This is a genomic window from Streptomyces sp. NPDC001544 (assembly GCF_042894285.1).
In the GTDB taxonomy this organism is placed as follows: Bacteria; Actinomycetota; Actinomycetes; order Streptomycetales; family Streptomycetaceae; genus Streptomyces.
This window is the reverse complement of sequence record NZ_JBIAVN010000002.1, coordinates 226,545-244,510: the sequence shown is the minus strand read 5'-3', so window position 1 is coordinate 244,510 and position 17,966 is coordinate 226,545. Positions and strand designations below refer to the sequence as shown.

General features: G+C 72.0%; 13 protein-coding genes. 10 read left to right on the top strand and 3 right to left on the bottom strand.

The genetic code is table 11. The features are described from left to right. Nucleotides 1-21 precede the first annotated feature (21 nt). From ACFY0F_RS06420 to ACFY0F_RS06395, 6 genes are all read left to right on the top strand, one after another. Nucleotides 22-876 (top strand): hypothetical protein, encoded by an 855-nt coding sequence (locus ACFY0F_RS06420; protein WP_388789810.1) that lies wholly within the window; start codon nt 22-24, stop codon nt 874-876. Nucleotides 877-977: 101 nt separating this feature from the next. Beyond that, nucleotides 978-1,574, top strand: a complete 597-nt coding sequence (locus ACFY0F_RS06415) for a 2Fe-2S iron-sulfur cluster-binding protein (RefSeq protein WP_388789807.1) — start codon at nt 978-980, stop codon at nt 1,572-1,574. Beyond that, on the top strand, nt 1,571-2,566 hold the full coding sequence (locus ACFY0F_RS06410; protein ID WP_388789804.1) for an FAD binding domain-containing protein: 996 nt from the start codon (nt 1,571-1,573) through the stop codon (nt 2,564-2,566). Before ACFY0F_RS06415 ends, ACFY0F_RS06410 begins: the two co-directional genes overlap by 4 nt. Before the next feature lie 6 nt (nt 2,567-2,572). Beyond that, a complete protein-coding gene (locus tag ACFY0F_RS06405) occupies nt 2,573-4,696 on the top strand; it encodes a xanthine dehydrogenase family protein molybdopterin-binding subunit (RefSeq protein ID WP_388789801.1) in 2,124 nt (707 codons plus the stop codon). 122 nt (nt 4,697-4,818) lie between these two features. Further along, entirely contained in the window at nt 4,819-5,754 is a 936-nt protein-coding gene (locus tag ACFY0F_RS06400) for an ATP-binding cassette domain-containing protein (protein ID WP_388789798.1), read from the top strand. Further along, nucleotides 5,751-6,605 carry an ABC transporter permease gene (locus ACFY0F_RS06395; protein ID WP_388789795.1) on the top strand — a complete coding sequence of 285 codons (855 nt, stop codon included), beginning with the start codon at nt 5,751-5,753 and terminating at the stop codon, nt 6,603-6,605. Before ACFY0F_RS06400 ends, ACFY0F_RS06395 begins: the two co-directional genes overlap by 4 nt. A 46-nt stretch (nt 6,606-6,651) precedes the next feature. Here ACFY0F_RS06395 and ACFY0F_RS06390 read toward each other — a convergent pair whose 3' ends face one another. Continuing rightward, nucleotides 6,652-7,350, bottom strand: coding sequence for a FadR/GntR family transcriptional regulator (locus tag ACFY0F_RS06390; protein ID WP_388789792.1), 699 nt, complete (start codon nt 7,348-7,350; stop codon nt 6,652-6,654). Between the two features lie 518 nt (nt 7,351-7,868). Between ACFY0F_RS06390 and ACFY0F_RS06385 the strand changes: the two genes are divergently transcribed. Next, nucleotides 7,869-8,831, top strand: a complete 963-nt coding sequence (locus tag ACFY0F_RS06385; protein ID WP_388789790.1) for an SDR family NAD(P)-dependent oxidoreductase — start codon at nt 7,869-7,871, stop codon at nt 8,829-8,831. 112 nt (nt 8,832-8,943) lie between these two features. On the opposite strand, the gene ACFY0F_RS06380 is transcribed toward ACFY0F_RS06385, so the two are convergent. Then, the gene (locus tag ACFY0F_RS06380; RefSeq protein ID WP_388789787.1) at nt 8,944-10,797 is read right to left on the bottom strand and encodes a SpoIIE family protein phosphatase; all 1,854 of its coding nucleotides are present in this window, start codon (nt 10,795-10,797) and stop codon (nt 8,944-8,946) included. 186 nt (nt 10,798-10,983) lie between these two features. On the opposite strand from ACFY0F_RS06380, the gene ACFY0F_RS06375 reads away from it, so the two are divergent. From ACFY0F_RS06375 to ACFY0F_RS06365, 3 genes are all read left to right on the top strand, one after another. After that, nucleotides 10,984-15,180, top strand: a complete 4,197-nt coding sequence (locus ACFY0F_RS06375) for a HAMP domain-containing protein (protein WP_388791299.1) — start codon at nt 10,984-10,986, stop codon at nt 15,178-15,180. Further along, nucleotides 15,177-15,776: a two-component system response regulator gene (locus tag ACFY0F_RS06370; protein ID WP_388789784.1), complete on the top strand. Its 600-nt coding sequence runs from the start codon at nt 15,177-15,179 to the stop codon at nt 15,774-15,776. Before ACFY0F_RS06375 ends, ACFY0F_RS06370 begins: the two co-directional genes overlap by 4 nt. 135 nt (nt 15,777-15,911) lie before the next feature. Further along, a complete protein-coding gene (locus ACFY0F_RS06365; protein ID WP_388789782.1) occupies nt 15,912-16,598 on the top strand; it encodes a phosphatase PAP2 family protein in 687 nt (228 codons plus the stop codon). Between the two features lie 15 nt (nt 16,599-16,613). On the opposite strand, the gene ACFY0F_RS06360 is transcribed toward ACFY0F_RS06365, so the two are convergent. Then, complete coding sequence (locus ACFY0F_RS06360; protein ID WP_388789779.1) at nt 16,614-17,966, bottom strand: glutamate-1-semialdehyde 2,1-aminomutase; 1,353 nt, start codon at nt 17,964-17,966, stop codon at nt 16,614-16,616.

The window sequence follows — 17,966 nt, the reverse complement described above, 5'->3', positions numbered from 1 at the left end:
AAAGCGCAGATCGGAAGTGCCGTGGCCACGCTCGTCCTGGCCGCCGGTTTAGCGGCCTGCGGCAGCGAGGACGGCGCCGGGAAGGGAGGCGACGCCAAGGCCGACGGGAGCGCGACGCCCAAGGCCGAGGCCGTGCAGAGCGCCTACCGCAACACCGTGGCCGCGGACACCGCGAAGATGACGGTCAGCAGCAAGGCCGTCGCCGACGGACAGGCCGTCACCGCGCACGGCGCCGGCGTGGTCGACCTGCGCAAGGGCGCCAGCCGGATCACACTGACCTCGCAGGGCACCGAGATCGAGCAGCGCGTCGTCGACGGCGTGGTCTACCAGAAGCCGTCCGGCGGGCAGCGGGCCGAGATCCCGGGCGGCAAGACCTGGATGAAGATCGACCTGGCCCGGCTGAACCGGTCCGGCGCCACCGGACAGTCCCAGGCCGGCGACCCGGCGGAGCCGTTCCACTACCTCAAGGGGGTCGGCCGCGAGGACGTCACCCGGGTCGGCGCCCAGACCCTCGACGGCACCCGCACCACCCACTACCGCGTCTCGGTTCCCGTCTCCTCGCTCGCGAAGGACAACGCGCGGCAGGCCGAGGAACTGCGGCGGCAGCTCGGGAAGTCCTCCCTGCCGGTGGACCTGTGGCTCGACGACCAGGGCCGCCTGCGGCAGGAGAGCGTACGACTGGCCCTGCACCCCCTGAAGGGGAAGACGCCGGGCAAGGAGAACGCCCAGGTGACCAGCACCACCGTCCTGCGGTTCAGCGACTTCGGTACCAGGGCGAGCGTCACGGCGCCGCCCGCCTCGGACACCGCGGACGTCACCGATCGGCTGGCGAAGTCGGGCGGGTCCGCACCCGGTGGATCCGCGCAGCGCGGCTGACCGGCCCGGGCGTCCCCGGGGTGCCGGTACGTGTCAGCTGCCGCAGCCTGGATACGCGGTCAACCACGGCAGCACGGCGCGTCCGGAAGGTCATCCACGCCATGGGCAGCGACAGGTACGGCGAGCACGACACGATCCCCGACGGCGGGGCCGACCCGGCGCACACCGCGCCGACGGCCCCGTACCGCTCCGAAATCACCCTCCGGGTCAACGGAAAACCCCACACCCTGCTCGTCGACCACCGGCGCGCCCTGCTCGACCTGCTGCGCGAGGACCTCGACCTCACCGGCGCCAAGAAGGGCTGCGACCACGGCCAGTGCGGGGCCTGCACGGTCCTGGTCGACGGGCGCCGGGTCAACAGCTGCCTGCTGCTCGCCGTCTGTCTCGACGGCAGCGAGGTGACCACCGTCGAGGGCCTCGCGGGCGACGGGGAGGAACCGCACCCGCTGCAGCGGGCCTTCCTGGAACGCGACGCCTTCCAGTGCGGGTACTGCACACCGGGCCAGATCTGCTCCGCCCTCGGCGTCCTCGCCGAGGCCGCGGCCGGCCACCCCTCGCACGTCACCGACCCGGCGGCCCCCTCCGGCCGCCCCGTCCCGCTGGACCGGGCCGAGATCCGCGAGCGGCTCAGCGGCAACCTCTGCCGTTGCGGGGCCTATCCGCGCATCGTCGACGCCGTGGAGGACGTGAACCGGTGAAGCCCTTCGGATACGTACGGCCCCGCAGCGTCGAGGAAGCGGCCGAGGCGTACGCCGCGCACCCCGGCGCCCAGTACCTCGGCGGCGGCACCAACCTCGTGGACCTGATGAAGCTCGGCGTGGCCCGGCCCGCCGTCCTCGTCGACGTCAGCCGGCTGCCCCTGGACACCGTGGAGGAGCTCGACGACGGCTCCCTGCGCGTCGGCGCCACCGTCCGCAACAGCGACCTCGCCGCCCACCCCCTGGTCCGCGACCGCTACCCCGCACTGTCCCAGGCCCTGGTCGCGGGAGCCTCCGGCCAGCTGCGCAACGCCGCCACCACCGGCGGCAACCTGCTGCAGCGCACCCGCTGCCCCTACTTCCAGGACCTGTCCAAGCCCTGCAACAAACGCGCCCCCGGCACCGGCTGCGGGGCCCGCGACGGCGTGCACCGCGACCACGCGGTCCTCGGCCACTCCCCGCAGTGCATCGCCACCCACCCCTCCGACATGGCCGTCGCCCTCGCCGCCCTCGACGCCCGCGTCGAGCTGTACGGCACCGAGGGCACCCGCAGCGTCCCGGTGGCCGACTTCCACCGGCTGCCCGGCGACCACCCCGAGCGGGACACCGAGATCCGGCCCGGCGAACTGATCACCGGCGTGGTCCTGCCGGCCGCCACCGCCGGGGCGCCCTCCGCCTACCGCAAGGCCCGCGACCGGGCCTCGTACGCCTTCGCCCTCGCGTCCGTCGCCGTCCTGCTGCGGGTGACGGACGGCAGGGTCACCCAGGTCGGCCTGGCCTTCGGCGGCCTCGCGCACCGGCCCTGGCGGGCCCGGCTGGCGGAGGACGCCCTGCTCGGGGCCGCCGCCACCCCGCCCGCCTTCGAGGGCGCCGTCGACCTCGAACTCGACGCCGCCGAGCCCCTGCGCGACAACGCCTACAAGGTGCCCCTCGCCCACAATCTCGCCCTCGACGTCCTGAACCGGCTCGCGCCGACGCCCGTGGGGAGCTGAACCGGTATGCCACAGGAGGACACCATGGCCCGCACCGGCACCGCCCTGGGCGCCCCGGCGGAGCGCCGGGAAGGGCGGGAGAAGGTCACCGGCCGGGCCCGCTACGCCGCCGAACACCACCTGCCCGGCCGGGTCCACGCCTGGCCCGTGCCCGCCACCGTGGCCCGCGGCCGGGTCACGTCGGTCGACGACGCCGCCGCCCGGCAGGTCCCGGGCGTCCTGGACGTGCTCACCCACGAGAACGCGCCCCGGCTCGCCGAACCGGAGGACGCCACCCTCGCCGTGCTGCAGAACCCCCGGGTGCCGCACCGCGGCTGGTTCGTCGCCCTGGTCGTCGCCGACACCCTGGAGGCGGCCCGCGCCGGCGCCCGGGCGGTCCGGGTCACCTACGACACCGAGGAGCACGACGTCACCCTCCGGCCGGAGCACCCCGGCGGTTACGAACCCGAGGAGGCCAACGGCCAGCCCGCCCGCACCGAACACGGCCACCCCGAAGGCGCCTTCGCGGCCGCCCCGGTCCGGGTGGACACCGCGTACCGGGTGCCGCCCCTGCACAACCACCCCATGGAGCCGCACGCCACCACGGCGCACTGGGACCGGGCCCGGGATCGCCTCACCCTGTACACCTCCAGCCAGGGCGGCACCACCGTCCGCTCGGTGCTCGCCGGGATGTTCGACCTCCCGGAGGACCACGTCACCGTCGTCGCCGAACACGTCGGCGGGGGCTTCGGCTCCAAGGGCACCCCACGCCCCGACGTCGTCCTCGCCGCCCTGGCCGCACGCCACACCGGCCGCCCCGTGACCGTCAACCTGCCGCGCAAGTACCTGGCGGCCGTGGTCGGCCACCGCGCCCCCACCCTGCACCGGCTGCGCCTGGGCGCCACCGCCGACGGCCGCCTCACCACGCTGCTGCACGAGGTGACCACGTACACCTCCCGCGTACGCGAGTTCGTGGAGTCGGCGGCGGCCCCGGCCCGGGTCATGTACGCCAGCCCCCACCTGCTCACCGCCCATCGGGTCGTGCCGCTGGACGTGCCCGGCCCGTCCTGGATGCGCGCCCCCGGCGAGGCGCCCGGCATGTACGCCCTGGAGTCCGCGATGGACGAGCTCGCCGACGCCCTCGGCGAGGACCCGGTGGAGCTGCGGATCCGCAACGAACCGGACGCCGAGCCCGACAGCGGCAAGCCGTTCAGCAGCCGGCACCTGGTGGAGTGTCTGCGCGAGGGCGCCCGCCGCTTCGACTGGGCCCACCGCGACCCGCACTCCGCGGCCCGGTCCGAGGGCCCGCTGCTCATCGGCACGGGTGTGGCCGCGGCGACCTACCCCGTCGTGGTCTTCCCGTCCACCGCCGCGGCCCACGCGCTGCCCGACGGAACGTTCGTGGTCCGGCTGAACGCCGCCGACATCGGCACCGGCGCCCGTACCGTCCTCGCCCAGGTCGCGGCGGACGCCCTCCGGGTGCCGCTCGACCGGGTGCGCACCGAGGTCGGCCACAGCGACCTGCCGTCCGCGTCGCTGGCCGGCGGCTCCTCCGGCACCGCCTCCTGGGGCTGGGCCGTGCACGAGGCGTGCACCCGGCTCGCCGAGCGCCTGGCCGGCCACACCGGGCCGCTGCCCGGCACCGGCCTGGTCGAGCGGGCCGACACCACCGGCCGGGCCGACGCCGACAGTCCGTACGCCCGCCACGCCTTCGGCGCCCACTTCGCCGAGGTCGCCGTGGACACCGTCACCGGCGAGGTGCGGGTGCGCCGGCTGCTCGGCGTCTACGCCGCCGGGCGGATCCTCAACGCCCGCACCGCGCGCTCCCAGTTCGTCGGCGCCATGACCATGGGACTCGGCATGGCGCTGACCGAGGGCAGCACCATGGACGCCGCCTTCGGTGACTTCACCGAGTCCGACCTCGCCTCCTACCACGTGCCCGCACACGCCGACGTCCCCGACATCGAGGCCCACTGGATCGAGGAGGACGACCCCCACCTCAACCCCATGGGCAGCAAGGGCATCGGTGAGATCGGCATCGTCGGCACCGCCGCCGCCATCGGAAACGCCGTCCACCACGCCACCGGCGTCCGCTTGCGCGAACTGCCGCTCACGCCGGACCGTGTGCTGACCGGGCTCGCCGGGTTGTGACCTTGCCGGGTTGTGACCTCGCCCGGGTGTGACACCGCCCGCCTAACCCGGTTTGCGGCCGACCCGCTCCTGGCGTTGCGTTGGACCGGAAGGATCCCACAGCCCGGCGTGAGGGAGCGGCGATGATCGAGGCGCGACAGCTGACGAAGCGGTACGGGGAGAAGACGGCGGTCGACCGGCTGGACTTCACCGTCAGGCCGGGCACCGTCACCGGCTTCCTGGGCCCCAACGGCGCGGGCAAGTCCACCACCATGCGCATGATCGTCGGCCTGGACGCACCCACCGGCGGCAGCGTGACCGTGAACGGCAGGCGGTACGCCGAGCACCGGGCGCCGCTGCAGGAGGTCGGCACCCTGCTGGAGGCCAGGTCCGTCCACCCGGGCCGCTCCGCGTTCGCCCACCTGATGGCGCAGGCCCACACCCATGGCATCCCACGCCGCCGGGTGGAGGAGGTGGTCGAGCTCACCGGTCTGCGGTCCGTGGCCAGGCGGCGCGCCGGCGCCTTCTCGCTCGGCATGGGCCAGCGCCTGGGCATCGCCGCGGCCCTGCTGGGTGACCCCGCCACCCTCATGCTCGACGAGCCGGTCAACGGGCTCGACCCCGAAGGCGTGCGCTGGATCCGCAACCTGCTGACCCGGCTCGCCTCCGAGGGCCGTACCGTCTTCGTCTCCTCACACCTGATGAGCGAGATGGCGCAGGTCGCCGACCACCTGATCGTCATCGGCCGGGGCCGGCTCCTGGCCGACACCACGGTGCGGGACCTGGTACGCCAGGCGGGGGGCGACACCGTGACGGTCGCCTCCGACCGGGCGAACCGCCTGCGCGAGATCCTCTCCGGCCCCGGAGTCGAGATCACCGGCGCGGTCGGCTCCGAGGAACTGCAGGTGACCGGCCTGTCGGCGCGTGCCATCGGTCTCCGGGCCGCCGAGCACGGCATCCCGTTGTACGAGCTCAGCTCCCGGACCGTCTCCCTCGAACAGGCGTTCATGGAGCTGACCGGCGACGCCGTCGAATACCACGGCAGCACCACCGTCGAGACCCCCCGGAGCGCCGCATGAGCCAGACCACCCTGAACGGGAGTCCGACCCCCGCACCGGCACCCGTCCACACGCCGCGCCCCCCGTACAAGGTCACCGCGCGCCGCGTGCTGCGCTCGGAGTGGGCCAAACTGTGGTCCCTGCGCTCCACCTGGATCACCCTGGGCCTGGGCATGCTCTTCCTCGTGGGCTTCGGCGTGATCGCCGCCGTGCACTACCACGCCGACTCCGCCTCGGGCAGACAGATGCGCCCCTACGACGCCCACGCCACCGCCCTGAGCCTGTCCCTCTTCGGCACCAACTTCGCCCAGCTCGCCCTCGGTGTCCTGGGGGTGCTGGCCACCGCCGGCGAGTACTCCACGGGCACGATCCGCTCGACCCTCGCCGCGGTCCCGCGCCGTCTGCCGGTGCTGTGGTCGAAGGCCGCCGTGCTCGGTCTGGTCGCCCTGGCCGTCGCCACCGCCGGCGTGTTCGCCGCCTTCCCGATCGGCGCCGGCGTGGTCTCCGACACTCCGGCGGCCCTGTCGCTGTCCCACCCGGGTGTCGTACGCAGTCTGCTGGGCGCGGGCCTCTACCTCGGCCTGGTCACCGTGATCGGTGTGGCCCTGGGCGCGCTGCTGCGCTCCGTCGCCGGCGGTATCGCCGTCCTGATCGCCTCACTGATGCTGGTGCCCGGCCTGGTCTCACTGCTGCCCAGTTCCTGGCAGGACGACATCAGCGAGTTCCTGCCCAGCAACGCCGGTGGGTCGCTGTTCGCGCTGACCCACGACCCGACGACCCTGCCGCCCGCCGCCGGGCTCCTGGTCCTCCTCGGCTGGACCGCGCTGGCCCTCGCGGGCGCCGCGTACCGCCTGCTGCGCACCGACGCCTGAGGTGCCCTCCCTCGGCGGTGGGGGTGAGCGATCGAGACGGCCAGGGTCACAGGGCGTCGTTGGAACGCAGGTGTTCCCTCAGCCACTGCTCGGTGGTGCTCACGTGCAGCAGCGCGGCGGCCTGGCTCAGGGCGGCGTCGCGGTGGGACAGCGCCCTGAAGATCGCTTCGTGTTCGGCCAGGGTGCGGCCCGCGGCCTGGTCGTCGACGAGACCGCGCCAGATACGGGCGCGCAGTGTGCGTCCGGAGATGCCCTCGAGGAGGGTGAGGAGTGTCTCGTTCCCGGTGGCCGAGATGACGGCGCGGTGGAAGGCCGCGTCATGGGAGTTGAGCCGTTCGACGTCGTCACGGGCCTCGCGCATGGCGTCCAAGTGCCTTTTGACCTCGGCCAGTTGGTCGTCCGAGATCCGGGTGGCGGCCAGCGCCGTGGCGACCGGTTCGAGGAGGCGCCGGACCTCCATGAGGTCCTGCAGGGCGGCGGAGTCACCCTGCAGCAGCTCCACCGCCCCGCCGAGCCCCTCCAGGAGGAGGCTCGGCTGCAGACTGGTCACGTACGTGCCGTCGCCCCGGCGGACCTCCAGGACCCGCGCGACGGCCAGCGCCTTGACCGCCTCCCGGGCGAGGTTGCGGGAAAGTCCCAGCTGGGCGGCCAGGTCCGGTTCCGGTGGGAGCTTCGACCCGGGAGGCAGCGCCCCGGTGCTGATCAGCTCACGGATCTGCTCGATGGCCCTGTCCGTCAAAGACACCGCGAACCCCTTCCCCGCGCGTTCGCCGCCGGCACGTCGGCCCTGATCGGCCCGCGGGCACGGAGATCGCCCCAGAGGCCTTGGGGGGTGTGCTGACGGTGGAGTTCCACGCTTCGTACGACCTGCTCCGGATTCCGCATACCGAGGGTGACATTGATGATACTTGGATGCGTGTACGGGAAGTCATGCCCTCGGTGGGCCGGTCCCGGGAGAGCGGCACGGACCGTCACCTCACGGTCATCGGCCGAGCCACCCGCCGTCGACGGGCAGGACCGTGCCGTGGAACGGGCGGAACGTACGCGCGCGCCAACTGGCGTCGGCCGTACGTGAGCCATGCTTCGACGTTGAGGTCTTCTGCGGCCACGAGTGCTCCCTGATGGCAGTCGGGGTGCGGGCGGACACAGCCAGGCTATGGCAGCGTCCCGGGGGCGTACGGTTGGTCCGTGAGGCTCAACGGCCCCGTCGGCTCAGGGGTTCTTCTTGACTTCGAGTGCGCTCCAATTCGTAGCGTTCCGGGTATGAGTACTGCACAGCACAAGATCGGGTCCGGTTTCGGCGCCACCAGCACCGCCGACGACGTTCTGCAAGGCATCGACCTGGCGGGGAAGCTCGCCCTTGTCACCGGCGGCTACTCGGGGATCGGCCTGGAGACCACCCGGTCGCTCGCGGCGGCCGGCGCCCACGTGGTCGTGCCCGCCCGCCGCCCGGGCACGGCCGAACAGGCACTGGCCGGAATCTCCGGAGTCGAACTGGACGAGCTGGACCTCGGCGACCTGGAGAGCGTGCGCGGCTTCGCCGAGCGGTTCCTCGCCTCCGGACGGAACATCGACATCGTGATCGACAGCGCCGGGATCATGGCGTGCCCGGAGACCAGGGTGGGGCCCGGCTGGGAGGCCCAGTTCGCCACCAATCACCTGGGTCACTTCGCCCTTGTCAACCGCTTGTGGCCCGCGATCGCGCCGGGCGGCGCCCGGGTCGTCTCCGTCTCCTCTCGCGGCCACCACTTCTCCGGCATCCGCTGGGACGACATCCACTGGCGGCAGGGCTACGACAAGTGGGAGGCCTACGGCCAGGCCAAGACCGCCAACGTCCTGTTCGCCGTCCAGCTCGACAAGCTCGGCCGCGATGCCGGCGTCCGGGCCTTCGCCCTGCATCCCGGCGGCATCATCACCCCGCTCCAACGGCATCTGCCGAAGGAGGAGATGATCGAGCGCGGCTGGATCGACGAGGACGGCAACGTGCTCAACCCCGAGGGCTTCAAGACCCCGCAGCAGGGTGCGGCCACCCAGGTGTGGGCGGCGACCTCGCCGCAGCTCGACGGGATCGGCGGCGTCTATCTGGAGGACTGCGACGTCGCCGAGCCCGCGGTGGAGGGCAGCGAACGCGCTGGTGTCAAGGAGTGGGCCATCGACCCGGAGCAGGCCGCCCGGCTGTGGGAGCTGTCGGCGGAACTGACGGGCGTCGACGCGTTCGCCGAGTAGAACCGACGGAAGGCTCCGTCAGCGCACCCGCAGAACGCCGAGCGCGGTGAGCGCCAAGGGCGGAAAGAGGTCCCCGCGGCGTCGGGGCACGCCTCGCACCTGCCCGTCGGTGTCAGCCGCTGCGGCCGCCCCGGAGGGCCGTCGTCGCCCGCCCCGCGCTCCGTGGGACGGGCACCGCCTCCAGCACGAGTACCGCCAGATCGTCCTCGAGCGGCTCGGTGCTGAAGTCGTGGACGGCTCGCCGGACGCATTCCGCCACGGCCTTCGCGCCGAGTCCCACGCATGTGCGCAGCACCTTCGCCAGGCCGTCGTCGTCGTCCAACTGCTTCGTGCCCCTGCGGCGTTCGGTCACGCCGTCGGTCACGCACAGCAGCGTCTCACCCGGCGCCAGGGTGAAGGAGTTGGCGCGGAACTCCGCATGCTCCTCGATGCCCAGCAGCATCTGCGGGTCCGCGGCAGCCGTCACGGAACCGTCCGTCGTCAGCCGCAACGGCGGCGGGTGCCCGGCGCTGGCCACCGTGCACCGTGCGCCGCTGGCGACCGAGTCGGGCTCCAACTCCCCGTACAGCAGGCTCAGGAAGCGGGAGCCCTCCCGCTCGCCGCGGAGCGTCATGGCCTCGGCGGCCTCCTCCGCCAGGGCGAGGTTCAACCGGGTGAGCAGGGACGCCACGCCGTGGCCCTCACGTGCCAACAGCCGTACCAGATGCCGGGCCAGGCCGGTGACGGCCATCGCCTCCACATCATGGCCACTCACGTCGCCGAGCAGGAAGCACCACCGGCTGTCCGCTGCCGGGAACAGGTCGTAGAAGTCGCCGCCCACGGTCTGGCCCTCGCCCCAGGGTTCGTAGACGATCGCCGTGTCGATGCCCGGGATGGCCGCGAGGGATGTGGGGAGCTGGCTGCGCTGCAGCGTCCGGCTGATGCTCACCTGCCGTGCGTAGTGGCGGGCGGTGACCACTGACTGGGCCATGCGCCGGGCCACGTTCTCCGCGAGTCGTACCACGGCGTCGGTCAGCTGGGACAGTCCCGCCTGGCCGATCAGAAGGGTGCCGTGGCACCGGCCGCCCGCGACGAGCGAGAACGCCAGTGCCGAGCCGCCCGCGTTCTCCGCGCCTCCGGACTGGGGCCAGGGCCATGGGACACCTGCCGTGCTCAGTCCCGCGACAGGACGGTCCTGCTGCAGTGCCAGGCGCAGTGCGCGGATCCGCCGCTCGTCCACGTGCCAGACATGGGAGAGCCGCATCTCGGCGTTGTCCGTGGTCAGCCATACGCCGCACCAGTCGGCGAGCCTCGGGACCAGGAGCTGTCCGGCGAGGGCCGCGACCATGTCCTCGTCCAACTGCCCGGCGAGGAGCTCTCCGGCCTCGGTGAGGAACGACTGTCCTTCGCGCTCCGCCCACAGGGCGCTGCGGCGCGGACGGTTGCGCGGCGGCGGGACGGCAGGGGGGAGGGAGACCGCGACGCCCTGCTCGGCGGTCGCGAGCGCCGTCGCCACCGCGCACTCCAGGCGGAACCACGTGACCTTCCCGGTGCGCCGGTAGGTGACACCCCAGGACTCGGCCAGGTTGTGCAGCAGTCGTCTGCCGGGACCGCGCACATGGCTCGGTTCCCACTCCTCGCCGTCGGGGGAGTCACGGGTCCCGTGCTCCAGCACCTCGACCACGATTCCCGAGCTCCCGGCCCCGGCCCGCGCGGAACCGGTCGGAGAGGGAGAACGGTCCTCGATGCGGCAGGTCACCTCGACCTCGAACCCGGCGTGTGGGACAGCGCCGGTGACCAGTTCGCCGACGAGGAGCACGGCATCGTCGACGGACCGGTCGCTGATCGCCGGAACCTCGGGGAAGTGCGGTGCGCCTCTCTCCGTGAGCACGACACGCAGGAACTCGCGTGCCGCCGAGGCCGCGAGCTCGTCGGCGGGTACGCGGATCCGCGCCGTGGCGCCACGCGGTTCACGGGACGACCCCATGGGCGACCCCCGGCAAGCTCGCTTCCGAACAATACGGGACGAATGTAGCCTAAATTGAAAGTAATCGTATGTTTGCTCCGGAAAAGTGTTGCTATGGAATCTGTCAACCAGCCCGATTCCGCTGCTCCCGAGACCGAGACCGAGGCCGAGGCCCACGCCGAGGCCCAGGCCCGGGAGCGGGAGACCATGGCAACCAGCCCCGGGGCCGTAGGCCGGCCCGCCCCCGCCGAGGACGGCGAGTGGGTGCGCGTGGCCGAACTGCGTCCGCTGCTCGCGGCCATGAACGCGCTCTGCGACGGCGACTTCACCGTGCGCATGGGAGGTGTGCCCGAAGGGGTCCTCGCCGAGATGGCGGGCGTGTTCAATCGGATCATCACGCGCAACGCGCACCTGGCCGCGGAACTCGAGCGGGTGCGCCGGGAAGTGGTCCGGCAGGGGCGGCTGGACGAGCGGGTCACCGCGAGCCCCGGGCCGGGAGGGTGGACGACCAGCGTGGAGGCGGCCAACACGCTGCTGGAGGCGCTGGCCGTCCCGATCATGAACGCCACACGCGTACTCGACGCCGTCGCGGACGGTGATCTGACCCAGCACGCCGAGTTGCACGACGGCAGACGCCCGCTCCGCGGCGACCTGCGCCACTTGGGGAGCGGCGTGAACCGCATGGTGGAGCGTCTGTCGCTGTTCACCGGCGAGCTGACCCGCGTCGCCCAGGAGGTCGGTACCGAAGGCCGTCTCGGCGGACGTGCCACGGTGGACGGTCTGGCCGGCGACTGGCGCTACGTGACCGAGGCCGTCAACACCATGGCCTCCCGGCTCACCGCACAGGTGCGCGACATCGCGGTGGTGACCACGGCGGTCGCGCGCGGCGACCTGACCCGGCAGGTCACGGTGGAGGCGACCGGCGAGCTGCTGGAGCTGAAGCTCACCGTGAACACGATGGTCGACCAGCTGCGCGCGTTCGCGGACGAGGTCACCCGGGTCGCGCGCGAGGTCGGCACGGAGGGGCAGCTGGGCGGCCGAGCGCAGGTACCGGGCGTCTCGGGGGTGTGGAAGGACCTCACCGACAACGTCAACTTCATGGCGTCGAACCTGACGTCGCAGGTCCGCAACATCGCCCAGGTGACCACGGCGGTCGCCAACGGCGATCTGAGCCAGAAGATCACGGTGGACGCCCGGGGCGAGATCCTGCAGCTCAAGAGCACCGTGAACACGATGGTCGACCAGCTCTCCGCGTTCGCCGGCGAGGTCACCCGCGTCGCCCGTGAAGTCGGTACCGAGGGCCGGCTCGGTGGCCGGGCCCAGGTCCGCGGGGTGTCCGGAGTGTGGAAGGACCTCACGGAGAACGTCAACTTCATGGCGGACAACCTGACCTCGCAGGTCCGCAACATCGCCCAGGTCGCCACGGCGGTCGCCCAGGGCGACCTCGGCAAGACGATCACGGTGGAGGCGAAGGGCGAGATCCTGGAGCTCAAGTCGACCATCAACACGATGGTCGACCAGCTCCTGGCGTTCGCCGACGAGGTCACCCGGGTCGCGCGCGAGGTCGGCACCGAGGGCAACCTGGGCGGACAGGCCCAGGTCCGCGGCGTCTCGGGCGTGTGGAAGGAACTGACGGACAACGTCAACTTCATGGCGTCGAACCTGACCTCGCAGGTCCGCAACATCGCCCAGGTGACCACGTCGGTCGCCAACGGTGACCTGTCGAAGAAGATCACGGTCGATGCGCGCGGTGAGATCCTGCAACTGAAGGAGACCGTGAACACCATGGTCCAGCAGCTGCGGGCGTTCGCCGACGAGGTCACCCGGGTCGCCCGCGAGGTCGGCACGGAGGGATCACTGGGCGGCCGGGCACAGGTCCGCGGGGTGTCCGGGGTGTGGAAGGACCTCACCGACAACGTCAACGGCATGGCCGACAACCTGACCTCACAGGTCCGCAACATCGCCCAGGTCGCCACGGCCGTCGCCCAGGGCGACCTGTCCAAGAAGATCGACGTGGACGCGCGTGGCGAGATCCTGGAGCTCAAGACCACCATCAACACGATGGTCGACACGCTCTCCTCGTTCTCGTCCGAGGTCACCCGTGTCGCCCGGGAGGTCGGCAGCGAGGGGCAGCTGGGCGGTCAGGCCCGTGTCGAGGGCGTCTACGGCACGTGGAAGCGGCTGACCACCAACGTCAACGAGCTGGCCCTGAACCTCACCACCCAGGTCCGGGCGATCGCGGAGGTGGCCGACGCGGTCACCCAGGGCGACATGTCCCGCGCCATCACGGTCGAGGCCAAGGGCGAGGTCGCCGAGCTGAAGGACAACATCAACCTGATGGTGGCCAACCTCCGCGAGACCACCCGGGCCAAGGACTGGCTGGAGTCCAACCTCACCCGCATGGCCGGGCTGATGCAGGGCCACCGTGACCTGGTGGAGGTCGCCGACCTGATCCTGCGCGAGCTGACCCCCCTGGTGAACGCCCAGTTCGGGGCGTTCTTCCTGGCCGAGACGGGGGCGCTGCCCGGCGAGGGGCTGCAGTTCATCGCCGGATACGGCACCGACCAGGCCGGCGGGGGCAGCCCGCTCCCCGGCACCGGCACCCTGGGCCGCGGTCTGATCGCGCAGGCCGCGCAGCAGAAGAAGCGCATCATCGTCACGGACGTCCCGGCCGACTACATCACCATCAACTCGGGACTCGGCACCGCCCGCCCGGCCAGCATCGTCATCCTGCCCATCCTCTTCGAGGACCAGGTGCTCGGAGTGATCGAGCTGGCCTCGCTCAGCAAGTTCAACGATGTGCACCTGGCCTTCATCGACCAGTTCGTCAACACGATCGGCGTCTCGATCAACACGATCATCGCCAACTCGCGTACGGAGTCGCTGCTGTCGGAGTCCCAGCGGCTCACCTCAGAGCTGCGCGAGCGGTCCGACGAACTCCAGCGCTCCAACGCCGAGCTGGAGGAGAAGGCCGCCCTGCTCGCGACCGCCTCGCAGTACAAGTCGGAGTTCCTCGCGAACATGTCGCACGAGCTGCGCACCCCGCTCAACTCACTGCTGATCCTGGCCCGGTTGCTCGCCGACAACCCCGACGGGCGCCTGGGCGAACAGGAGGTGCAGTTCGCGACCACCATCCACCGGTCGGGTTCGGACCTGCTCCAGCTGATCAGCGACATCCTCGACCTGTCGAAGATCGAGGCCGGGCGGATGGACGTGCGTCCACGGGTGCTCCCGCTGATCAAGCTGCTCGACTACGTCCACGCCACCTTCCGGCCGCTCACCATCGACCGTGGTCTGGGCTTCGAGATCGCGGTCGACGAGGGGGTACCGGCCGAGCTCTACTCCGACGAACAGCGCCTGCAGCAGGTGCTGCGCAACCTGCTGTCCAACGCGGTGAAGTTCACCCACAGCGGCACCGTCGAACTGCGCGTCAGCCGGGTGCCGGGGAAGGGGTTCGCCGAGGAGACACTGAAGAACGCGGAAGCCGTCATCGCGTTCTCCGTGAAGGACACGGGGATCGGTATCGCCCCCGAGAAACTTCCGATGGTCTTCGACGCGTTCCAGCAGTCCGAGGGCACCACCAACCGCAAGTACGGCGGCACCGGCCTCGGCCTGTCCATCAGCCGGGAGATCGCCGGGATGCTCGGCGGCAAGATCGTCGCCGAGAGCGAGCCGGGTGTGGGCTCGCGGTTCACCCTCTACATCCCCGCGCGTCACCCCGGTGCCGGCACCGCGCAGCGCCCCGCGGACCTGCGCACCGCCGGTGCCGCGCCCCCGCCGCCCGTGGAGACCCGGGCACCGGCGGCGGACCTCGCCGGGGACGCGTCACCTGAGCACGTGCTCGACAGTGTGAGGAGCGGCGAGGACAGCGAGGAGACCTGGCCGGAGACGACGCGACTCAAGGAATGGCTCAGCGGGCGTCCCGGCCGCGCCCTGGCGGGCCGTCGCATCCTGATTGTCGACGACGACATCCGCAACGTCTTCGCCCTCACACACGCGCTGGGCCGGGTCGGCATCACCGTGCGGTACGCGGAGAACGGCCGGGAGGGACTCGAGGTCCTGGAGCGGTCCCCTGACGTGTCCCTGGTCCTGATGGACATCATGATGCCGGAGATGGACGGGTACGAGGCCATACGCATCATCCGGGACACCCCTCGTCTCGCTCATCTGCCGATCATCGCGCTCACCGCCAAGGCGATGCCCGGAGACCGGGAGAAGGCGATCGACAGCGGCGCCGACGGCTACGTGCCCAAGCCGGTGAACGTCGACCGTCTGCTGTCGGTCATCTGCGATCTGCTCGACCCGCAGAGCGACTCCCCGGCACCGGCGCACGACGGCGACGCCGCCGAGGGAGAGCCGACCGCGCACGACACCGCCGGCGAACCGTCCGAGGACGCGCCATGAGCCCCCACCCGGCCGACACGTGCAGCATCCTCCTCGTCGACGACATCGAGGAGAACCTCATCGCGTTCGAGGCCGTACTCGGCCCGCTGCACCAGCACCTGGTCCGCGCCCGCTCGGGGGAGCAGGCGCTGAAGGCGATGCTGCGCCAGGAGTTCGCCGTCGTCCTCCTGGACGTCCGCATGCCCGGCATGGACGGCTTCGAGACCGCCGCCAACATCAAGCGCCTCGACCAGACCAAACACGTGCCCATCATTCTGGTGACCGGCACGGAGAGCGGCTCGGACTACGCCTACCGCGGATACGCGATCGGAGCCGCCGACTTCATCGCCAAGCCCATCGACCCGTGGGTGCTGCGCACCAAGGTCAACGTCTTTCTCGATCTGCACCGCAAGAACCGCCAGTTGGCGCTGCGCGCGGTGACGGCAGACGCGGACCGGCTCACCGACATCACCGAGCGGCTCGAACAGATCGAGCTGCTGCTGCGCAACAGGGCGGAACCCGACGTGGCCGCACTCGCCGAACGCATCGCGGCGGTGGAGCGCGCCGTCGGGGCCCTCCTGCCGGACGCCACCGGGAACGGAACCGGGACCGGGTAGAACTCTCCGACGGCGGTGTGTCGCGACCGCGTTGTTGGTTAGGGTGGCAGGCGGAGACGGGGTGGGGGTGCATCGGATCTGCCGGATGGTCTGCGACGGTGTGCGGCGGGCGCGTCGACCGGACGCGGTGGGCGTGTGACCGGCCGGCCGGCCCCCCCGGTGCTGCCTGCGTCGCTTCGTGGGTGGCTCGGGGCGATCGCGGTCGTCGCCGCGGTGGTGGTCGGTGCGCTCGGGGTGCTGTTCGCCGGGCACAGCGAGCCCGGCAGGGTGGACAGGTGGTTCGTCCTGCCGACGCAGGACAGTGTCCAGGGGACCTGGCGGCATGTCGCCCTGGTCCTGGACTCCCTGGGAGAGCCCGCCGGATCGACGATGCTGGTCGCGGCCATCGTGGTGTGCTGTCTGCTGCTGCGGCGTCCCCGCGCGGCGGCGCTCTTCGTCGCCGGCGCCGTCGTGGCCGTGGGGACGACGACCCTGCTGAAGCACGTGGTGGGACGCACCATCCACGGCCCCGGCAACCTGTCCTACCCGAGCGGGCACACCGCCTTCTTCACCGCGCTCGCCCTCGTGGTGGCGCTGCTCGCGACCGGCCGGCCCGGCCTGGACGGGGCGGCCGGGACGTCACTCGTGCTCGCCGCGGCGCTGGTCGCCGGCGCCGCCATGGGCTGGGCGGAGGTCGCCCTGGGCGCGCACTACCCGACCGACGTCCTCGGCGGCTGGTGCACCGCGCTGGCGGTGACACCGGCGACCGCGTGGCTCGTCGACCGGATGGCCGACCTGCTCGTCGAGCGGACGGCCGACGCCGGTCTGCGGGAGCGTCTCTGACGTCACGTCACGTCGTCACGCCAGGCGGCGGAACACCGGCTTCACCGGTCGTCCGGCCAGCCAGGGGGTGGGATCCCCGGCCTCCAGTGCCTTCCGGTACACCGCACACGCCTCGGCCACCACCTCGACGGTCTGCTCGATGTCCGCGTCGTCGAGCGCGCTGCTCACCACGAACGACGGGGCCAGCACCCCGCCCGCGAGGAGCCGGCGCAGGAAAAGGGTGCGGTAGGGCTGCGACGGCTGCCGGTTCTCGTCGAGGGTGGCGAAGACCAGGTTGCTGGCCCGGCCCCGGACGAGGACGTGGTCGCCGACGCCCATGTGGGCCGCGGCGTCGCGGACACCGGCGGCCAACCGCTCGCCGAGGGCGTGCAGCCGCGCGGTGACGCCCTCTTCGACATAGGTGGTGAGCACGGCCATCGCGGCTGCCAGGGAGTGCGTCTCGGCACCGTGCGTGGTGGACAGCAGGAACACCCGGTCGCCGGAGTGACGCAGCCCGCCCCGCTCCATCAGCTCGCGGCGCCCGGCCAGCGCGGAGACGGCGAACCCGTTGCCCAGCGCCTTGCCGAACGTGGAGAGGTCGGGGACCACGCCGTACAGGCCCTGGGCGCCCGCCTCGGACCAGCGGAAGCCGGTGATCATCTCGTCGAAGACCAGGACGCAGCCGTGCCGGTCGGCCAGCTCCCGCAGGCCGGCGAGGTACCCGGGCGGCGGCTCCGTGTGGGTGGCGGGTTCGAGGATCAGGCAGGCGACCTCGTCCTGGTACCGGGTGAGCAGCTCCTCCGTGGCGGCCAGGTCCCCGTACGGGAACGCCACGGTGAGCTCATTGGTCGCCGCCGGAATGCCGGCGGACATCGGTGTGGTGCCGATGAACCAGTCGTCGACGGAGAAGAACGGATGGTCGGCGCAGATGGCCACCCGCGATCGTCCGGTGGCGGCGCGGGCGAGGCGCACCGCGGCGGTGGTGGCGTCGGAGCCGTTCTTCGCGAACTTCACCATCTCGGCGGTCGGCACCGTGGCCAGAAAACGTTCCGCGGCCTCCACCTCCAGGACGGACGGCCGGACGAAGTTGCTGCCGCGGTCCAGTTCCCGCCGTACCGCCTCGATCACGCGTGGGTGGGCGTGACCGAGGCTGACCGACCGCAGGCCGGAGCCGTACTCGACGTAGCGGTTCCCGTCGATGTCCCACACGTGGGCACCGCGGCCGTGGCTGATGACCGGCGCCAGGTTCTCGGGGTACTGGTCGTCGCCCTTGGCGTAGGTGTGCGCGCCCCCGGGGATCAGGGCGTGCAGTCGCTCGTTCGCCATGCGCGAGCGGGGGAGGAGGAGCTCTGCGGTGTCAGCGGTGTCTGTGGTGTCTGCGGTGTCCAC